General features: G+C 57.2%; 12 protein-coding genes. 3 read left to right on the top strand and 9 right to left on the bottom strand.

From position 1 onward, the window contains the following. Positions 1–9 precede the first annotated feature (9 nt). On the bottom strand, positions 10–1,005 hold the full coding sequence (locus AC1DWM_RS25670) for an aldo/keto reductase (RefSeq protein ID WP_223520635.1): 996 nt from the start codon (positions 1,003–1,005) through the stop codon (positions 10–12). 118 nt (positions 1,006–1,123) lie between these two features. Between AC1DWM_RS25670 and AC1DWM_RS25665 the strand changes: the two genes are divergently transcribed. After that, positions 1,124–2,050, top strand: a complete 927-nt coding sequence (locus AC1DWM_RS25665; RefSeq protein WP_477796485.1) for a LysR family transcriptional regulator — start codon at positions 1,124–1,126, stop codon at positions 2,048–2,050. On the opposite strand, the gene AC1DWM_RS25660 is transcribed toward AC1DWM_RS25665, so the two are convergent. From AC1DWM_RS25660 to AC1DWM_RS25640, 5 genes are all read right to left on the bottom strand, one after another. Next, entirely contained in the window at positions 2,039–2,974 is a 936-nt protein-coding gene (locus tag AC1DWM_RS25660; protein ID WP_223520631.1) for a GNAT family N-acetyltransferase, read from the bottom strand. The two genes, AC1DWM_RS25665 and AC1DWM_RS25660, sit on opposite strands and share 12 nt — an antisense overlap. Then, the gene (locus tag AC1DWM_RS25655; protein WP_477796484.1) at positions 2,974–4,263 is read right to left on the bottom strand and encodes a phenylacetate--CoA ligase family protein; all 1,290 of its coding nucleotides are present in this window, start codon (positions 4,261–4,263) and stop codon (positions 2,974–2,976) included. Before AC1DWM_RS25655 ends, AC1DWM_RS25660 begins: the two co-directional genes overlap by 1 nt. 61 nt (positions 4,264–4,324) lie before the next feature. Continuing rightward, positions 4,325–6,730, bottom strand: coding sequence for an aldehyde dehydrogenase family protein (locus tag AC1DWM_RS25650; RefSeq protein ID WP_477796483.1), 2,406 nt, complete (start codon positions 6,728–6,730; stop codon positions 4,325–4,327). Between the two features lies 1 nt (position 6,731). Next, complete coding sequence (locus tag AC1DWM_RS25645; protein ID WP_477796482.1) at positions 6,732–7,862, bottom strand: LuxE/PaaK family acyltransferase; 1,131 nt, start codon at positions 7,860–7,862, stop codon at positions 6,732–6,734. Positions 7,863–7,883: 21 nt separating this feature from the next. Next, on the bottom strand, positions 7,884–9,125 hold the full coding sequence (locus AC1DWM_RS25640) for an MFS transporter (protein WP_477796481.1): 1,242 nt from the start codon (positions 9,123–9,125) through the stop codon (positions 7,884–7,886). A 431-nt stretch (positions 9,126–9,556) separates the two neighbouring features. Between AC1DWM_RS25640 and AC1DWM_RS25635 the strand changes: the two genes are divergently transcribed. Next, positions 9,557–9,745, top strand: a complete 189-nt coding sequence (locus tag AC1DWM_RS25635) for a hypothetical protein (RefSeq protein ID WP_223520621.1) — start codon at positions 9,557–9,559, stop codon at positions 9,743–9,745. Here the strand turns inward: AC1DWM_RS25635 and AC1DWM_RS25630 are convergent. Then, the gene (locus AC1DWM_RS25630) at positions 9,735–10,136 is read right to left on the bottom strand and encodes a fe2+ zn2+ uptake regulation protein (RefSeq protein ID WP_223520619.1); all 402 of its coding nucleotides are present in this window, start codon (positions 10,134–10,136) and stop codon (positions 9,735–9,737) included. The two genes, AC1DWM_RS25635 and AC1DWM_RS25630, sit on opposite strands and share 11 nt — an antisense overlap. 226 nt (positions 10,137–10,362) lie before the next feature. On the opposite strand from AC1DWM_RS25630, the gene pvdQ reads away from it, so the two are divergent. Then, positions 10,363–12,708, top strand: a complete 2,346-nt coding sequence (pvdQ, locus tag AC1DWM_RS25625; RefSeq protein WP_477796480.1) for a bifunctional acylase PvdQ — start codon at positions 10,363–10,365, stop codon at positions 12,706–12,708. A gap of 55 nt (positions 12,709–12,763) precedes the next feature. Here the strand turns inward: pvdQ and AC1DWM_RS25620 are convergent, their stop codons facing one another. Beyond that, the gene (locus AC1DWM_RS25620; protein ID WP_477796479.1) at positions 12,764–13,765 is read right to left on the bottom strand and encodes a FecR family protein; all 1,002 of its coding nucleotides are present in this window, start codon (positions 13,763–13,765) and stop codon (positions 12,764–12,766) included. A 96-nt stretch (positions 13,766–13,861) separates the two neighbouring features. Next, positions 13,862–18,715: a dermonecrotic toxin domain-containing protein gene (locus tag AC1DWM_RS25615; protein ID WP_477796478.1), complete on the bottom strand. Its 4,854-nt coding sequence runs from the start codon at positions 18,713–18,715 to the stop codon at positions 13,862–13,864. Positions 18,716–18,796: the final 81 nt, after the last annotated feature.

Below are 18,796 nucleotides of genomic sequence, written 5' to 3'. Positions count from 1 at the left end.
CGGCTGTTGCTAGCGGTCGAGCAACTTCATGACTTCCTCGGGGTAGCGCAAGCCTGCGGTGGCATTCGCCGGGAATATCGCTTCCAGCGCTTGCAACTCGTCGTGGCTGAGTTTTACCTCCAGTGCGGCGATGTTCTCTTCAAGGTATTTGCGTTGTTTGGTCCCTGGAATCGGGATCAGGTAGTCACCTTGCGCCAGCACCCAGGCCAACGCCAACTGGCCCGCTGTCACACCCTTGTCCGCCGCTAATGCCTGTACCTGCTGCACCAGCAGCAGATTCTTCGCAAAGTTTTCCCCTTGAAAACGCGGGCTGAAACGACGGTAATCATCCGCCGCAAAGTCATCCGGGCTTTTCAGTGCGCCCGTCAGAAAGCCGCGCCCCAATGGGCTGTAGGGCACAAACGCCACGCCCAGTCGCTGGCACGCGGCGAGGCAGCCGTTCTCCTCCTGATCGCGGCTCCACAACGAATACTCACTTTGCAGCGCACTGATGGGATGCACTTTATGCGCCCGCTCCAGCGTGGCGGCCGACGCCTCGCTCAAGCCCAGGTAACGCACCTTGCCGGCCTTGACCAACTCGGCCATGGCGCCGACGGTTTCTTCGATGGCCACCTGCGGATCGATGCGGTGCTGGTAATACAAGTCGAGGGTTTCCACGTTGAGGCGTTTGAGTGTGCCGTCGATGGATTCGCGAATGTATTCCGGTCGGCCATTCACACCCCGTGCGGTAGGGTTGGACGAGTCACGGACAATGCCGAACTTGCTTGCCAGAAACACCTGGTCGCGTTTACCGGCAATGGCGTTGCCGATCAACTCTTCGTTGGTGTGAGGGCCGTACATGTCCGCGGTGTCGAGCAGGTTGATCCCGAGTTCGAGCGCGCGATGCAAGGTGGCGGTGGCCTCACGGGTGTTCACGCCCGTGGTATAGAAATCGGTCATGCCCATGCAGCCCAGGCCGATGGCGGATACCTGCGGGCCGTTTTTGCCCAATTGACGTGTTTGCATGAAATCAACTCCCTGTGGTGTGAAAGCACAGTGTTGCTCTTGGTAAAAACAAGATAAACCGGCTAAAACTGCTATCACTGTTCGTTTTTTCTAAATAATCATCAGAGACGCCTTCGCAATGGACCGTTTCAACGCCATGCGCGTGTTTACCCGAATCGTCGAACTCGGCGGGTTTGCCAAAGCGGCAGACAGCCTGCAATTACCCCGAGCGTCGGTCACCACGCTGATCAAGCAGCTTGAAGCGCACCTCGGGGTGCAACTGCTGCAACGCACCACGCGACAGCTCAGCCTGACCCTCGACGGCGCAGCCTATTACCCCCGTTGTGTGCGGTTACTGGCAGATCTGGAGGAGACCGAAGCGGTGTTTTCCGCCGCGCGACATAACCCCAAAGGCCTGCTGCGCGTGGACATGCCGGCAGGGGTCGGGCGTTTGATCGTGATTCCGGCGCTGCCAGAATTCACCCGCCGTTATCCTTTGATCGATTTGGAAATCGGCTTGAACGACCGCCCCGTCGATCTGATTCGCGAAGGGGTCGACTGTGTGCTGCGCGGTGGCTTGGCGCTGGATGATTCATTGGTGGCACGGCCATTGGTCAGGCTGGATCAGGTCACGTGTGCCAGCCCTGACTACTTGCAACGCCACGGAACGCCTGAGTGCCTGGCTGACCTTGCGGGGCACCGGATGGTGGAATATTTCTCCGGCAGTACCGGTAAGCGTTACGGGCTCGAATTCAAGGTCAATGATGAGGTTCAGCTCATGGATTTGCCCAAACAGGTCGCGGTCAACAGCGCCGACGGATACCTGGCGGCCTGTGAGGCGGGGTATGGACTGATTCAGACCCCGTACTACCACGTTGCCCGCCAGTTCGAAGAAGGCCGTCTGTGTGAAGTGCTCGCCAAGGTGCCGCCACCGGTAATGCCGCTGACGGCGCTTTATCCACCTCACCGCCAGTTGTCCCGGCGGGTGAGGGTGTTTGTCGATTGGCTGGTGGAGCTTTGCGCGCAGCCGGGTCTTAACGTTTACAGAAAGGATTCAAGCGGCTGAACACGCGCTGTCCAGTGCCCTGACATTGCGCTGCAAGTCCTCGTGCAACTGTTGCATGTCAGGGCAATGCAGGTTGAGGTGGCGCGGCTGCGCCCCACGATGAAACAGGGCGAACCATCCATGGTGGCTGGGCACGGGCATCAATCCGGTGAAGGTGAAACCGCGCATCGTCAAACGGTGCAGGTCTTCGGCAAAGTGCCGTGACAACGCGAGTTTGACTGAGATAAGCCAATGGCCGGGCAACCCCGAGAGCTGGTCCATCAGCCTGTCGCTCAAGCGGTGAATGGCGATGGCATAGCGCTGATGGTGTTGCCTGATGTGCAACGGTATCGAGTCGGGCGATGTCGTGACCCGAGAAGTCCCGAACACAGCGCTCAAACGCTGCATCAACCTGCGGCAACTCTCGGGCCACGGAATGTCAGGCAGTGCGCGCAAGTTCCCTTGGGCCACATAACAACCGATCACGATGGATTCCGGTAGCGACTCGGCGAAAGGCGACGGTACGTAATCGGGGAGTAATCCGGTGCTGTGGAAGCCAATGCTTTGCGCCATGCGTTGCGTGTAGGGATGGTGGGTGACCTGTTTGATCAAGACACTGCTGAACCCCAGCAAACCCGCCTGCATCAGTAATTCCCGACTCAGGTTCGTCGCGATATTTTGCCTTTGTGCGGCGGGATGGACCACGCAGAGGGCCAGTTCCGTGGTATCCGTCAGTGTGTCGTTGCATAACGCGGCATGCCCCAGAACCCGTTGGCCGTCTACTGCCAGCATCGAGGTCCAGCGGCCATCGGCATTGTGCTGGCTGATCATGTTCGGCAGATAAACATCCGGTTGAACGTAATGATCCCCATAGACCACGCGAAACAACTGGCTCACGTCGTGTGCATCACTGGGTTGGTAGCGACGATAAACAAGGTCCGACATCACGCACGCTCCGTTGAAGGTGTGTCATACACACGCAAGTCCAGGACGCGCATCTGCTTGCCGGATCGCGGGTGAAGTTGCAAGTCGGTGACCGCGCAGGACAACACGCGCAACACCAGCAGCCCCTCCCTATTCAGTTGCCCAATGCCGGGATAGTGCATGGCCAGCGCTTCATGCAACGCGCTGCAGACGGGGGCGGTGGCGGTTGATGGCGTGTCAGGCACCCACTTCACAGTCACGATGTCTTTGTGTCCCTCTTGCTCGATCAACAACTGCCATTGATCGCTGTGAGCGATGCGCTGCACGATCAGCAGGATTTCATCGACCAGCAACGACAGCGAAGCCACTCGGACCCGCTGGCTGTGGGCGCTGCGCCCCTTGAGTGCGAATTTGCGTTTGGGCGCTGTACCCGGCTCACGCCAGCAAGCGCGGTCGCCCACCGGATAACGCAGCAGTGGCATGAGCCGGCGAGTCAGGTTGGTGACCACCAGCAAACCGGTGCGATCACAGTCTTCTATGACTTCCCCGGTGAGTTCATCGACAATTTCCAGCAAGATGTGTGGTTCAAACACCCGGTGCTCACCCATGGCGCAATCACGACTGCTGGCGCCGATCAGGCCGGCATCGACACTGGCGTAGCCGATGGAGGCAATGCGCACATTGGGCAATACCGACTTGAGAATGGCTATTTGTGCGGGGAAAAGGCTTTCGCCGCCGTACAGCAATGTTTCAACCTCCAATAGCACGCGCTGATGCTGGTGCAGGTAGGCGGCGAACCGCAACAACTGCGCCGGTACGCCGACCAGCACGTTGATCCGATGCTGATCCACCGCATCGGCCAACACATCCATGTCGACACTGCCTGTGAACGGGAACTCACAGATGGACTTTTTGACGTGCGCCAGTGAGTCATGGATGAACACAAAGCTGGCGTAAAGATCGCCGGAAAAAAACAGATTGGCGACCCGGTCACCGTCCTCCAATTGAGCAGTAACACTGTCGCCGAAAGTGCTCACCAGTGTGAGCCATTCATTGGACGTATAAACACTCAGTTTGCCGTGGCTGGTCGATCCGCCGGTTTTAAATACTAGCCCGTTATCGACTTGCCCGGTCAGCACCGGCCAATAATTCAAGTCGTTACTGTCTGTCCAATAATCAATCGCGTTGGTCAGCGGTAGATCTTTTAAAGTAATGCCTTGTGCTGGTAAGTGTTGCAGTTGTTTACTGTAGAAGTTTGAGTGTTGCCTTATATAAGGCACGAGTTGTTCAAGCGAATAAATTGAATTCACTGGGTTCTCTTTTTTATCAGGCGTTTGGGCGGTTAAAAACAAGCTGTTGCAAACAAAGGGTCTATTTATATCGGTTATCAATGACCAATGGGGTTTTACCGCTGTGTGGATTTCTTGTGAACGCTGATTCAGCGCACACGTGGATTTCCACCGTTAAAAAGCCATCGTTCACCGCGTGCGCCAGTGCTTCATCAGTCAATAGGGATTGGTGGACGTCGCCAGTGTTTGAATTGACTAAAACGCGCAGCCGCTCCATGCCATCCGGCGCATGCTCCAGGACCATTTGAATCGGCCTGCCGACACTGTCTTGCAGAGCCGCCGGTGAAATGAATTGTGTACCGACCCGCAGCAGCTTGCCGTGGCGTTGCAGCAACTCGAATCGCGGCGAGTCGAGTCCACAAGGGCAGGGGCCGGGTACCCATCGACCGGTGTCGCCAACGTCATACCGGCGCACGTCCTGGCCTTGGCGTGCCCGGGACGTGAACAGCAAACGACCGACCTCATCGGCCTGAACCGGCACATCCTGTTCCATGTGCACGATTTCCAGATGCTGGGTATCGCACATCAAATGAAACACCCCATTGGCCGTCGCCGTGCAGGCATGCCCAAGAGGGCCGGCGTCTACCGAGCCATAGATCGCCGAGCGAATCTGCAATACGCCACAGCTTTCCATCAGGCTCAGGCTGGCCTGTGCCGGATGTTCGCCGCCGAGGAACACCTTGTGGATGCCGCCATAAGTGCGAAGACGCTCTTGCTCGTTGAAGAACAGGCGGTGCAAGGTACTCGGCATGCCGATCAACACAGTGACGCGGTGGTCGGCGATCATTTGCGCTATTTCGCTGAAGTCGTCATTCGGCGGTGCCCCCATCGGGAAATGGGTCATTCCCATCTGCTCAAGTACCTTGGTAAAACTGGAAAAGCCGCCGTACAAGCTGCCGCCGTAAAACAGGTTCATCACCCGGTCTGTCGCAGGGTCGAGGCCGGCGGCGAACAGGCCGTCGGCCGCCGCGCGCATCTGCCGCTGGAAGTCGCGATAGCTGAACCCCGCCAGCGCCGGCGTGCCGCTGCTTCCACCCGAACGAAAATACAGCTGTGCCGCGGCCCTGATGGGCTGGGTCATAAACGCGTTTTTATCCATGATCGGCGCTTGGTGTGTATCAGGTGCGGCGGGTAGCGCGTCGAGTGTTGCCCGGCCAGTCACCGCATTCGGTGGCAAACTCACCGAGAGGCGGCGACTCAGGCGCGCCAACGCGTAGACACCGTCATGCGGCTCACCGGCGTAGCCGTCATGAATAGACCCGCAGGGCGCAATGCGCGTGACCCCCGCGTTGACCAGCGTGCGCACCAACAGCGGCGTTTGTGTAGCCGAACAGATCAACGCGCAGCTTTGCAGCACGTTACGCCACGGCAGTAGTGTCTGGGCGATCAAGTGCTGCGGTACGGGTTTGAGCAACAGCGTACGAAACAGCGGAGACGGTGACAGCGCTTGATGGTGTTCCCAGATAATTCGCCATCCGGCGCCGGTCCAGACCTGACCGACCTGGTTCGCAAAGCAATGTTCCAGTCGCGCCATGGCGCTGCGGGTGGTGATTTCCGACGCTTCCTGAACGTTCGGAACCAGTGCCGGCCAGTGGTTGGCGCGGCGTTTGAACGACTCGGCCAGTCGCTCCCCCAAGTCCTGTAAAACCGCCGGATCGTCACTGTCGACCAGCAACCATTGCGGGCTGGAGCAGGCTTGTTGATCCAGACTGCAGACCTCATCCACCAATGCATCCAGCGTTGACGCAGTGGCCGCATCCGGCGACAGGTAAGCGAAACTGATTCTGTGGCCCCAATCGATCCAGCGACACCCGGCCGGGATGTGCTGACGAACGGCTTTAAGCGCCTGTTCGCCGCCCCAGGCCGATACGCCATCGGCGTGAGCGCAAAGTTGAGGGATCTGTGCTGTGCTGACAGGCAGCACCGCAATGAAATCAGCCAGCGTCTCGCTGGTGTCGCACTGCACCAGGGCTGCGAGTAATCGTGCGGTCAATCCTTCATCGCTGGAGCTGGGGCGAAGCCAGTTGATGTTGCCGGCCAGCAGGCTTTCAACGACCGCGCAGAACGCCAGCAGCGGTGCATTGCCTGGCGTCACATGCACCACCAGTCCCAGCGGATGCCAACTTTCAAAGCGCGCTTGCTGGTAATCGATGCGCCGTAGCGAGCGGGGTTGTACACCCAGTTCTCGCTCAAGCTTGGTGCTGAGGGTGCTGCGCTGGCAAAAGTCGATAAGCCCCTGGCGTTGTTCATCGTCGAGGGGTAGATCGAATCTTTTTGCCTGCAATTGCACAGCAAATCGCACGGCGGTTTCGATCACGGTATCGCTGTCGATCGGCGCATTCAGCAGCCTGGGAAGTTGTTGGTGCAGCCCTTCAAGGGTTGTCTCAAGGTTCACATCGGTGTGCAGTTGGCCATTGATCAAGTACATGTCATGCCCCTCCAATCAGTTCGGACGCGGCCATCGCGCAGCTTCGGCTGGCAGTGGTTCCGGCGCGTCCATGCAGTTCAAACCAGTCGGTTGCCAGGCCGCACCCACAGGTTGCGCCGGGGTGCAGCGTCGCCAGATCCCCCATCACCACGGCATGCGCCGGGCTTGAAGAAATGTAGGGAGATACGAACTCCAGCAAGCCACGCTGACCGTAGGGCTGGACACTGAAATTGGCGGGATTGCGCACGAAAACCTTCGAATAAATCGGCACATGGAAGTGCTGGTGAGCACACTGGATGTAAGGCACGGCGTGCTCCACGGCACCATAGCCATCCCGGCAGCGGGACAGTGCGATACCCAATTGACGGTTGATGCGTTGATACAACTGCGACAGAGGAATCTCCTGTGCCGCCTGGGTTTTCCAGCCGCCTCCGAGAAACACCAATGACTCGGCCGGCAGCTTGAGGTCCGCCAGGCCCGTGTCGTCCATGTGCTGCAACGCCTGGGACAGGAATGCTGGAAAGCCGAGAATGCGCACGGGCAAACCTTCTTCGGCGAATTCCTGCAAGGCGCGGACAACCCCGAACAGGTCGAATGCGTGCCCTCTGCCGGTCAGGCGCAATCCGTAGGCGACTCGGTTGACCGGCGCATAGCTACACAGAAACTGATCGGTGTAGGCGGTCCCCAGGCTAATGGCCGCTTCGGGTTCATAGCTCAGCAGCAAGTAGTTGCAGGGGCTGTTGGGGGTGTCCCAGCCGTAGTGCCGGAAAATGTGGCTGACCATGCCTTGGGCTGCGGCCATGCTGCGTGCGTCATAGCGCATGCGACTTTTCTGGCCGCTGGTGCCGGACGATGTCAGCTCCAGCGCGCCTTCGCCCGAAGGACCCGTCAATAAACGGCGTTTGAAATAGTGGGCAAAAATCGGCGGCAGTCTTGACCAGTCATCCATCGATTCAAGCGCCTTGGCATCAAGCCCATTGGCGTGCAGCCAGCGTTCATAGCCCGGCGTGTGCTGAAAATGGAACAGGCTGATTTCGCGCATCGCCTGATCGAACAGGCCGTCGGGCACCGAATCCGGGCAATAGGGTTTCGCCAACGCGCACAGCGCATCAGTGTGGGGTAAGTGGATCATCAAACGACCTCTGGTCAGGGATCAGACGGCAAGCGCGACAGGTTGGCGTCGCAGAAAAAATCGCAAGGGAAGCAGGCACGTGAGCCCTGCGATACCCGCCATCAGGGAGAAGGATTCATGGCTGTTGCCAGCGCCGGCTGCCGCGAGAATCGAGCCGCCGCCCCCCATGACAACGATCGAGATCATGCCGATCATGGCCGAGACCAGCCCCTTGCTGTCATCGCTTGAAAACAACGCAAGGCGATACAGCGCGGCATTGCTCATGCCAAGGCCGACGGCGTAAAGGCCAAGGCAACCGATCAGCAAAGGTGTCGAAGCGCCGCAGAAACTGAGTATGACCAATGCAATAAGCCCACCGCATAACGGCCAGAGCGCGTATCGAATCAGTTGTGGCAGTTCAGTGTTGGCGATCAATCGGTTAAGTATCAGATTGCCGACAATGACGGCGGCAAATACCGGGATTTGCCAAAGGCCGTACTCAAGCGTGGAGACCCCCAGGTTTTGCATCAACAACAGCGGAGCGAGCCCGATCCAGGCAATCAATGGCAGGCTCATCACACCCAGCGCGACAGTGGCGCTCAGGAATCGCGGGTTGGTGAGCAACGCGGTGTAACGGCGCACGGTGCCGCGCCATTCAAACGGCACAGCCATCAGACGCTGACCGTCGTGGCGCAACGTACCCACGGTTTCCGGCATGAATACGTAAAGTGCTGACCAGACTCCCATGCCGCCGATACCCAGCAGTRAAAACAGTTCCCGCCAGCTCAGCCACTCCAGCAGCAGGCTGCCAAGCAATGGCCCGAGAAGGGGAGAAAGCAGTGCAACGTTTCCCAGCAGCGCCATGATTTTTACCGCGTCCGCTTCACAAAACACTTCTTGCAAGGCCGGGTAACTGACGGCAATCACAAACCCCAGCCCCATGCCCTGAATCAGACGTAGTCCGTTGAACGTATAAATGCTTTGCACACTGAACGCCGCGCTACAGGCCACCGTGAATACCGCACAACCAATGAGTAACATCTTGCGGCGGCCCAAGTGATCGGAGAGCGGGCCGATAAGCCATTGTAAAAGTACGCCCCCTGCCAAATACAGATTGAAGGCAAAAGGAACATGCTGCGCACTGGCATTCAGTTCATGAGTGACGGTCAACATCGCCGGCATGATCATGTCACTGGCCATATAAGTCAGTAGTTCGAATAATGTTATTGCGAGGCAAAAGCCAAGCAAATGATGCGGGCTTATGTTGATTAAAGGCTTGTCCATGACATCCCTGCATTTTGCGCGAAGTTAAGTAGCGATATTGTTGTGGCGTGGCAAGAGTATTCATCAAAGAGCTATAGCTCCATTGAACGATTGAGACTCAAAGCTTCAATAATTTTCGCTATGTTTCGAAGTGCGGCGGCAGGAATGGAAGAAGTAACTGAGCCGGTACGAAAATGCCCGCGGCAGGGCGGGCATTTGTTCAGGGGGGATGGATCTTCTAACGCGTGAACGTTAAGAGCGCCAGCAGGGGAATCAGCGGTGTGATTCGACGAAACCTTTCAAAATCCTCATGGTTAGCGCCGTCATGAAGCCAAATCTCTTCATCGGCTGTAACATGAGAGCCCGTTTGCAGCGCGCTATCCCCCGTAGAAAGGTAGGGGGGCATGCATTCGGATACAAAGCGGATACTTTTTCAGGTTCAGGAACTCGCAATGACTCAATCGCAACGTTTGAAATACTCGATTCTGATCTCCCTGGTCGTGCTGGGGATCATGTTCGGCCTTTCGTATCTGCAAAACGAAGGTGTCATCAGCGAGAAACTGTTTCAGTACATCGCCATCGGTGTGGCGGTGATCGTAGTGGTGATCAACGGCATGATGCGTCGCAAGGTCAAGCCTTGAGCGACGCCCCTTGAGCTGACGGCTCGCGATGGAGCATGGCTACAGCGTGCGGATGCAGGCTGTAGCTTTTGTCTGGATTGAGCATGATCACGCCTTCGCTGCACAATCGTTTCAACACTTCCCGCACACTGAGAAAGGACAGGGGTATATCCAGGTCCAGCAACTGGCTGTGCACACCGCGCACGCCAAGGCTGCGTTCGCTTTCGGCGGCGGCCAGCAAGGCGTCAATGACTTTCAGGCGAACCAGACTGGTTCGCAGGCCAAAGCTTTTGAGCAGCAATCGGATGCGCTCATTGCCATTGCGCTCGACGCGCTGATCGAAAATGGCGGAGCCCATGGCAGGGCCCGTTGGCGCGTTGCTACCGTCCGTTGGCAGTTGCGAGTTGTACATGCAAAAACTCCTTTTCCGAGCCAGCCAGAAAATGTGATGGGTGCTCTCCATCATTAGACGGACGAGCGCGGCAAATAGTGAAGGCCTGAATGTAGAAAATTTGTCGACGCCATGTGAGCAGCATGTCATGAAGGCCATCTGGAGTGTCTTTGCAGGCCTAAATTTTTGACTTTTGTTTCGTTTCAGAGAGACGGCAGGGTGTTTGTCTTTTCGATCAGGAGCGAGCGTGATTATTTCCAGGCAGTTAACCAGGTTAAGCCTTGCAGCGTTTTTAGTGGGGTTGAGTCTTGCGGCAAACGCGCGCAGTCAGCCAGAACAGGCGAGCGCTGATGTTCGCCGCACCAGTTTTGGCGTGCCACACATTCGTGCCGACAACGAGCGAGGGCTCGGTTATGGCATCGGGTACGTTTACGCTCAGGACAACCTGTGTTTGCTGGCCAATGAAATTGTCACCGTCAATGGTGAGCGTTCACGGTATTTCGGCCCGGAGCAGATGACGGTCGAGGAGCGCGAAAATCTGGTCAGCGACCTGTTTTTCACCTGGTTGAATACCCCTGAAGCCGTCGCCGGTTTCTGGCAGGCGCAAACGCCTGAAATACAGCAACTCATGGAAGGTTATGCAGCCGGCTACAACCGTTCGCTGGCGGAACGTCATGCACGGGGCTTGCCGGCACAGTGTCAGGGGTCGTGGGTGCGCGAGATTAGCGCCCAGGACCTGGTCAAGTTGACCCGGCGTCTGCTGGTCGAAGGTGGGGTAGGGCAGTTTGCCGAAGCGCTGGCCGGTGCCACGCCACCCAACGCTGTCACGCAGGTGATCGGTGAACCATCGTCCTTCCAGGTGGCCGCGTCGCGCCTGCAACGGTTTGCGCTGGATCGCGGCAGTAACGCCGTGGCCATCGGCAGGGAACGCTCGTTCAATGGTCGCGGGATGTTGCTGGCCAATCCGCATTTCCCCTGGGTTGGCGGGATGCGCTTCTATCAGATGCATCTGACGATTCCCGGCAAGCTGGATGTGATGGGCGCGGCGCTGCCGGGTTTGCCGATGATCAACATCGGCTTCAACCAGCACCTGGCCTGGACCCACACCGTGGATTCGTCCAAACACTTCACGCTGTATCGATTGCAGCTTGATCCCAAGGATTCGACCCGCTACCTGCTCGACGGCCAGTCCTTGCCAATGCACAAACAAAACCTGACGGTGAAGGTGAAGCAAGCCGATGGTCGGACCACTCAGGTTGAGCATGTGGTGTACAGCTCGCAATTTGGCCCGATTGTGCAATGGCCGGGAAAACTGGATTGGGACCAACAGTTCGCCTACAGCCTGCGCGATGCGAACCTGGGTAACGACCGGGTCTTGCAGCAGTGGTATGCGATGAACCAGGCGACCAGCCTCAAGGATTTACAGGCTTCGGTGCACACCCTCCAAGGTATCCCGTGGGTCAACACCCTGGCCGTGGATGATCAGGGGCAAACGCTGTACATGAATCTGTCGGTGGTGCCCAACGTCAGCGCCGAGAAACTGGCGAAGTGCAGTGATCCACAAGCCGGCTTCCAGATGATCCTGCTCGACGGCTCCAACAGTGTGTGTGCCTGGGACATCGACCCGCAGGCGGCGCAAAAAGGTATTTTTGCCGCCGACAAGCTGCCGCAGTTGTCACGCAAGGATTTTGTGCAGCACTCCAATGATTCGGCCTGGATGGCTAACCCGGCGCAACCGCTCACCGGGTTTTCGCCGCTGATCAGCCAGGAGGGCCTGCCGCTGGGTTTGCGCTCGCGTTTTGCACTGGATCGATTGAGCACGCTGAGCAAGGCCGGGCCTTTGACGGCGGCGGATTTGCAGCGGATGGTGATGGACGATCAGGTGTATCTGGCCGCTCAGGTCATGCCCGATTTGCTGCAGTTCTGTGCCGGTGACCTGGGGGTCGATGCCGTGGCGCTGAAACCTTTGTGTACCAGCTTCAATGTGTGGGACCGCCGGGCGAATCTGGACAGCGGAGTGGGGTTTGTGCACTTCCAGAATGTGATGGAACCCTTGCAGCAAATTCCCGATATCTGGCGTGTGGCGTTTGATCCCAACGATCCGCAAAACACCCCGCGTGGTCTGGCCATTGAACGAGCGGATGTCGCCAAGACCCTTCGCGATGCCATGCTCGCTTCGCTAGAGCAAGTGAACGCCCAGGGTTTGAAACCTGACGCGCGCTGGGGTGATATTCAGGTGGTCAGCAGCGGTGGCCAGCAAACACCGATTCATGGCGGGCCGGGCACGCTGGGCGTGTACAACGCCATTCAAAGCGTACCCAGAACAGATGGCAAACGTGAAGTGGTCAGTGGCACCAGCTATTTGCAGGTAGTGACCTTTGATGACGAGGGGCCGCAAGCTCAGGGTTTACTCGCGTTTTCGTTATCCAGCGATCCGGATTCGAAGTATTCGCGGGACCAGACACAGGCTTTTTCGAACAAGCAACTGAGCGTGCTGCCCTTTACTGAGCAGCAGATCACGTCAGATCCGCAGTACCAAGTGCAGACGATTCACGAGCAGGATGAAAAAGCCGGGAAGGTAGTTGCGCATTAACAGCGAAGACACCTGGACCCGACATGAAGGTCGCACCCCGCCAGGGTGGCGGCCTTCAGCTTTTAGGCGTTTGGGTCGGAATTGAATTGAGGACCGGACTACCGTCTTTGTTGCGGGTCAGGTAAACCGGCAGCACCTTGGGCAGGGAAGCCACCAGGCTGTTGAGTTCCTTGATGTTGTAGATACCGCCGAGGCGGATCTGGCCGGTGCTGTGATCGGCCACCATCACCGGTTTGCTCAGGTAACGATTGATCAACGGCAAGGCATCGGTCAGTGACAGGTTATCGAGCACCAGTTTGCCACTGCGCCAGGCCAGCGAATTGTCGTTGGCATAGGTCTGACTGATTTGTGGTGTGAAGTCGCCGTGCTTGAAGCGCGCTTGCATGGCGGGGCCGAGACGTAAGCCATCGCCGGGAAGGTCGTCATTGCTGGTGACCAGCACAGAGCCTTCGATCAGGTTCACACGGACCTGATCTTCGTACATCCAGACATTGAATTGGGTCCCGGTGACGCGAATCCTGCCGTCTGCGGCCCGGACGATAAAAGGGTGAGTCGTGTCATGGCTGACGCTGAAGAACGCTTCGCCTTTTTTCAGCGTCACCCGGCGCTGATCCTTGTAGTTGCTGAATGTCAGCTCACTGCCAAGGTTCAGTTCTACCTGGCTGCCGTCGCTCAGGGTGACCTGACGGACAGTGTCACTCGCTTCAAAGTGTTGGTACGAATTCGGCAGCCAGCCCATGTTCCAGCCGCTCAAAGCCGCGAGCGGCAATGCCACTGCGCAAACGGCGGCGGCAATGCCGAGACTGCGCCAGGATTTGGCCGGTTTGAAACGCGCAACGGGTTCGACCGCTTCGGGACGCGGCAAGTCCCCCGCGACCTCCCAAATTTCCAGCATGGCTTCATATTCGAATGCATGCAGCGGATGAGCGTCACGCCATTGTTCGAAGGCTACCCGTTCTTCGGTGGTGCAATCGACAGCATGCAGACGCATGCACCAATGCGCTGCGGCATCGGTGATCGCGTCATATTCGTCTGGCGATAGAGAATTGTCGGTCATTGACTCATCCTGATTTCCGGCATTCTAACCTTGCGGGGAAGTCTGCGAGAACTGTCGTCATGGCAATTAACCATCAATTGCACGTTATTTTTTAGGTCAGGGGGTATTGACGTGCAGTTGGCGTCCCAGATGACCGATCAGCCAAGCGACGCTGTCGGCATTACCCAGCAGTACCTTTAGTCTGATCAGGGAATCTTTCTTGAACGCATGTCGGGCTCCGCTGAGGTTTTCTGCGCCGGTCAACGTCAATACATGTTCTTTGACCCGATCAGTATTTTCATGAGAAGTATCACCCAGGTCCTGCCACTGGTCGGTATCAGGGTCCTGAATCATGAATAGCTGGGTATAGGGAGTCTTGAGCGAAAGTCCGGTGCTTTGAACCTCGGTCAACGCGGTTCTGAGCTGATTGGCAATCATGCTGGACGTTCCAATCAGATCAGCGAACGGGCGGCTGGTGTCCAGGTAGGCAATGTCCTCGGCTTTGCAAGCGATGTGTGACAGCTCATGAATAATCGTCATCGCACGGCTATGGGCGCCTATAGGAAATTGCGCGTCGAGCAGGTGCTGGCGGTAGTGTTCGAAGCCGGGAGCGAAGAATTTATCGGCCAAGTGTAACTTTCGTTTCGCGTCCTTCGGAATGATGAAGGCAAAGCTACCTTGCGCGTCTTCGATCAAACGGCCAACCACAAAACGATTGGAATCGGGCTTTCTGAGCGTGGGGTCCAGCAAGGCTGCAAACACATCAGTAATGGTTTTTTCAAGCTGTGCCACGTGCGCCGGCAGTACTTGCGGTACGCCGATAAAGTCGGCGACGAGTTGATGAACCGGGGTCACGGTGTCGTCGGAAGTCTTCAGCAATTGCAGGTTGCGAAAGCAGTTCCAGGTATAGGTGGTTGCCTGGTCCAGTGCCTCGTCAATCTGACGCGCTCTGTATGGAAACAATCGTCGAATTTGTGTCATTCCACTGGCGTCGACGTTCATGCCTCCCCACACCGCAAATGCGGTATCCAATCGGTCGACAAGGCTGAAGTGAGGCTCCGTCGCCCCTCTTTGCCGAACCCATTGTTTTGCGGCGTTTTGGCGCAGTAAAGGGCCACGGTTTTTGGTGCCTGCAATGCGCCAGTGGGTGCCACGTTTGGCGACTGGATACACTTTTCCTTCAACGGGGGCGTAATGACTTCGGGTTTTTGGATGGGTGTAGAGCCCAAGCGTTGAATCTAATGTCAGTGATCCCAGGTCGACATCAATGCTTTCATGGCGCTTCAAGTGCGTGCGTTCAGGGGCGGTGATGTCGACGTCATGCCATTTGAATGGGGTGGCGGGCGCCTGCGGTACAGCGGCATCCGGCGTCGAAGACACCTGTGTTTGAACCCCCTGGGATTGCCGTAGCGTAGCCAGTTGAGCAATGCCGTAGATGAATTCTCTTATCGCCGCTCTCCACTTGTGCGTCTGTAGGTCTTCAGCGGATTGCTTGATGTCGCGGTAACTGCGCCACACCGTGATGGGATAAGTGAGTTTTCCCATGAAAAACGAGAACGTCTCGTGCAGGTCTTCGCCCAGCACGTGCTTGATGGTTGCCCATTCACCGTGTTTTTTGTCGTCGGACTGACAACCGAGCAATCGTCCCAACAGTGCCGCGTTGTCGTTGAACAATTGGCTGAACAGGTGCCCCCTGATCGGATTGGACGCCAGTGTGACCTCGCTGGCGTGATTGTCGGAAGTCGTTGTTGCTGCTCGGGTGCCGCGGTTTTGAGTGATCGCCATCCGGTATTCCAGCAGTGTCCGGTCGGGCTGCGGCAGGTTTGTGAGTACCCAGTCGAACAGTGGTCCCCGCGCTTTCAACTCTGTCAGCAATTGCGCTTCGTTTTCATATTCCTTGATCCCGTGGCGAGGGCTGTGTGGCGCGACAAGGACTTGGGGCGCTGTGCTATCGGTGGCCGAACCGATCAGATAAACACCCGCAACCTTGATCGTCTGTGCCGGCTTGATTCCCTGGAGTTCAAGGGGGCGAATGATTGCGTGGGCACCGTCGACTGCCGCGCGGGCGATGGCGTCGGGCATGTCCATGATTTGCCGGACCAGATCAAACCCCGTTTCGCTCAGGCGCTCCTGCAATTTTTCCGTGTGCGCGTAATGCATCAGTTGCCAGGGCAGTTGTCGGTAAAACCGTTTTCTGCGATCTGCATTGGTCGGGGTGTCTGCAAGGGCTGCGCTGAGTATTTTCTGCTGTTGCTCGCCCGGATTCAGGTTTCGTATCAGGTCTTTGATGTAGCGTTCGTCCATCCCTTCGGGAATCACGGTGGCATCAAGCGATTGCAGTTTGAATTGCGCCTGATCCAGATCCTTGAAAGGCGTCAACGCAAAGTCGGTGAGGGTTTGCGCACGCGGCGGCGATGTGGGGCGCGCGCTGATCTGGATCAGAACCTTGTCTGGGTCGACGTCGAAGGTGTCTGTCTTGAGTTGTTTTTCCAGTTCAGCGTGAGCCGTGCGCTGCAGTGACCTCAGGCCAGTCAGGTAATCCTGGTCGTCTTTGACGTTATCGAGGTATTGCTGAAGCAGTTCCACGTGCAGTACCAGATCTTTGATGGAGGCTTTGGCCAGCCATGCCGGAAGTTTTTGTTGTGTCGTCAGGGAAAGGGCAATGTCCGTGGCACGGCGTAATCCCGTCAGCGGTTGCCGTAGCGCCACCAGGTTCAGAAGGTCGGTCAGTGGCGCGGGGGAAAGCGGCGTGGCCAGTGCGTGAGTGACGCAGGTCTGGTCGAGATGGACATAGGGCTTTTGAAGGTGATCGAGAAAATGCCCGTTTACCCGTTGCAACGGCGCCAGCGTGTAACTTCTACCGGGCAATCGCTCACTACGGCCGAGGTTCTCCAGCAGTGTCAGACGCAACGCGTCGTCCTTCAGGCGATGATCGAGCGCGGCGTGTAATCGTGGCAGTGTCTCGAAGGGTTCAAATCCCGATGCAGGCGTCCACAAGATGACCTTGCCTGAATGCTTCGGGTCCAGTCCTCCTCGCTCAGTCAGCACAAAACAACTGGCCAGTTTCAACGGGTCTGTAAGGTCGCTTGCCTGCAACGCCAGGGAAAATACGTCCGGCAAGAAACCGTTCAAGGCGGCTCGTTGCAAGTGAACCGGGCTGTCGAGCACGGTTTTGATGATGGCCTGCTCCGTCGATCCCAAGGTCCGTGCGACCGTTCGCAGCTTCAGTTCAGTACGCAAAGCCGTTGACAGGGTATGGGTAAAAGTCGATTGCAAGTTCGCCACGGATGAACTGACGAGGCTCTGTGCCTGGGCGAGGGTGCGCAGGCCTGGGGGAATAGCCGGGTGCTTGTCCAGGAGTTGGTCAAGCGCTTGCTCCACCGAATCAAGCCGCAGCAGACCGTCCTTGGCTGACTCGGCTCGCACGGTCACCGGTTGCGCACTCCAGCGCTGGTCGACCCGTGTACTCCAGCGGCCGGAGGCATCGCAGGTCTGCAGACGGTCGTCGAGCAGACCTCGGACATCCAGCGCATTATCAAACAAGGCATGAGGGGACAGCGTGCCTTCGCTTTCGCGGTAACGGCTCAAGGCATGACTGAGGTTGTCCTTTTGCTTGTCGAGGATGTTGGCCATAACTTCTTCAAATACCGGCCCTATGACGGGTCTGCCTTCAATCAAGCACTCATCGGGCTGCAGGGCCAGAAAGGAGCTGCGTTCATCCAGCGACATGAAATTGAGCAGCGTGTCTTCATGCCCTTCGCTTTTGAGCATTTGCAGCACGATTTTTTTGACCGCGGACAGTGTGTCAGTGGCTTCGATGCCGCGAGACGGGGTGTACAAAAAACCCAACGTGTCGACGCCGCCAATCAACAAGGCTGAGGCCAGTTCTGCGTAATGCTTGAAGGGGGCGGTGATCCGCACTCTTTCGATGCGCAGCGTAGCGTCCGTGGGCGCGAGGCTGACTTTCATCAGTTGCAGGTATTCCTGCGTCGTCAAAGTGCCCTCCTGGCGCTGGAGCAGAAGCTTGAGGTGGAACGTATCGCGCAAGCCCTCACTGAAAAAACCCCGGCGTGACAGACCATTACTCATGGCCGTGTTCCAGAATAAATCGAGCTGGCTGTGCAAGTGGGGCGTGAAACTTTGGGCGATCTCTTTTACCGCGCTTTCCCAGGCGAGGTTATCGGCGTCGCTGCTCACCCCGTGCCCGGGATGGGCAAAGACTCTGGAGTCGCCGGCGGGCCACTGATTGGTGAGGTAAAAGTGAAGGAGGGCGTCATTGAGTGAGAGCGAGGAACTCGTGTGCTGGTATTCACCTTCGTCGAAGGCTGAAACCGTACTGATAAAACTTTTCAGTCGAGTCAGACGCTGGTCCAAATCAGGAAACGGTTTGTGCAATGCGATTTTCAGCGTGTCATCAAGCATGGATTGCAGCGTTGGTATCTTGAGCAGTTCGCTCATCATCGTTTGGATGTTCTGTGCTTGATTGCGTTCAAGCCTGACCTGTTGGTCCTGGAACACTGCGCCTGCGATTTCTGTTGTGGAAATATCAGGTTTCACGGTGGCGGACAGAGCGTAGCGTTGTTCGATTGATAGAAAGCGCAACAGCTCATGTTTGCCAGTGTTCGACGCCAGCCACTCTTTGAGCTTACTTTTGAGGTCGTCCATGTCCGCGAACTTGATCAACCCTTTCCACGGCGTATAGAGCGTGACCTCTCCATCATCCGGCCGGCTCATGGCAAAAGTGCCGGCCAAGGGAATATCCGGCGTGCCTGTCCTGTTCAGTAGCAGCAGGTAAACGTACATGGGGTCTTTTTGCGCGGTACGGGCGACCTCAGTCGCCAAATACACGTTCTTCAACCATTTCAGGTCAGCAAGGCTGAAGCCCAGTGCTTTTTCGCGCTCGCCGGGCTGCCGGGCATTGGAGGCGCGTTCTGCCTCGTCGAAAAAATAGGGTGCAGTAGGATCAATCATGGTTTTTCCTCGATAAGCCGCGATCGGTTGGCAATCACTGGCTATTGGTTGGAGGAAAACGGTACGGTCAGTCGAAGGCTC

The organism is Pseudomonas sp. P4_C8 (assembly GCF_056401975.1).
The sequence above is the reverse complement of the archived record's forward strand: the minus strand, read 5'-3'. Positions and strand labels throughout refer to the sequence as shown.

Bases quoted from the DNA above. Each gene is read 5' to 3' on its own strand.
- AC1DWM_RS25620 (WP_477796479.1), bottom strand. From the start codon at position 13,765: ATGACCGACAATTCTCTATCGCCAGACGAATATGACGCGATCACCGAT.
- AC1DWM_RS25635 (WP_223520621.1), top strand. From the start codon at position 9,557: ATGACTCAATCGCAACGTTTGAAATACTCGATTCTGATCTCCCTGGTC.
- AC1DWM_RS25645 (WP_477796482.1), bottom strand. From the start codon at position 7,862: ATGATCCACTTACCCCACACTGATGCGCTGTGCGCGTTGGCGAAACCC.
- AC1DWM_RS25650 (WP_477796483.1), bottom strand. From the start codon at position 6,730: ATGTACTTGATCAATGGCCAACTGCACACCGATGTGAACCTTGAGACA.
- AC1DWM_RS25630 (WP_223520619.1), bottom strand. From the start codon at position 10,136: ATGTACAACTCGCAACTGCCAACGGACGGTAGCAACGCGCCAACGGGC.
- AC1DWM_RS25615 (WP_477796478.1), bottom strand. From the start codon at position 18,715: ATGATTGATCCTACTGCACCCTATTTTTTCGACGAGGCAGAACGCGCC.
- AC1DWM_RS25660 (WP_223520631.1), bottom strand. From the start codon at position 2,974: ATGTCGGACCTTGTTTATCGTCGCTACCAACCCAGTGATGCACACGAC.
- AC1DWM_RS25665 (WP_477796485.1), top strand. From the start codon at position 1,124: ATGGACCGTTTCAACGCCATGCGCGTGTTTACCCGAATCGTCGAACTC.
- AC1DWM_RS25670 (WP_223520635.1), bottom strand. From the start codon at position 1,005: ATGCAAACACGTCAATTGGGCAAAAACGGCCCGCAGGTATCCGCCATC.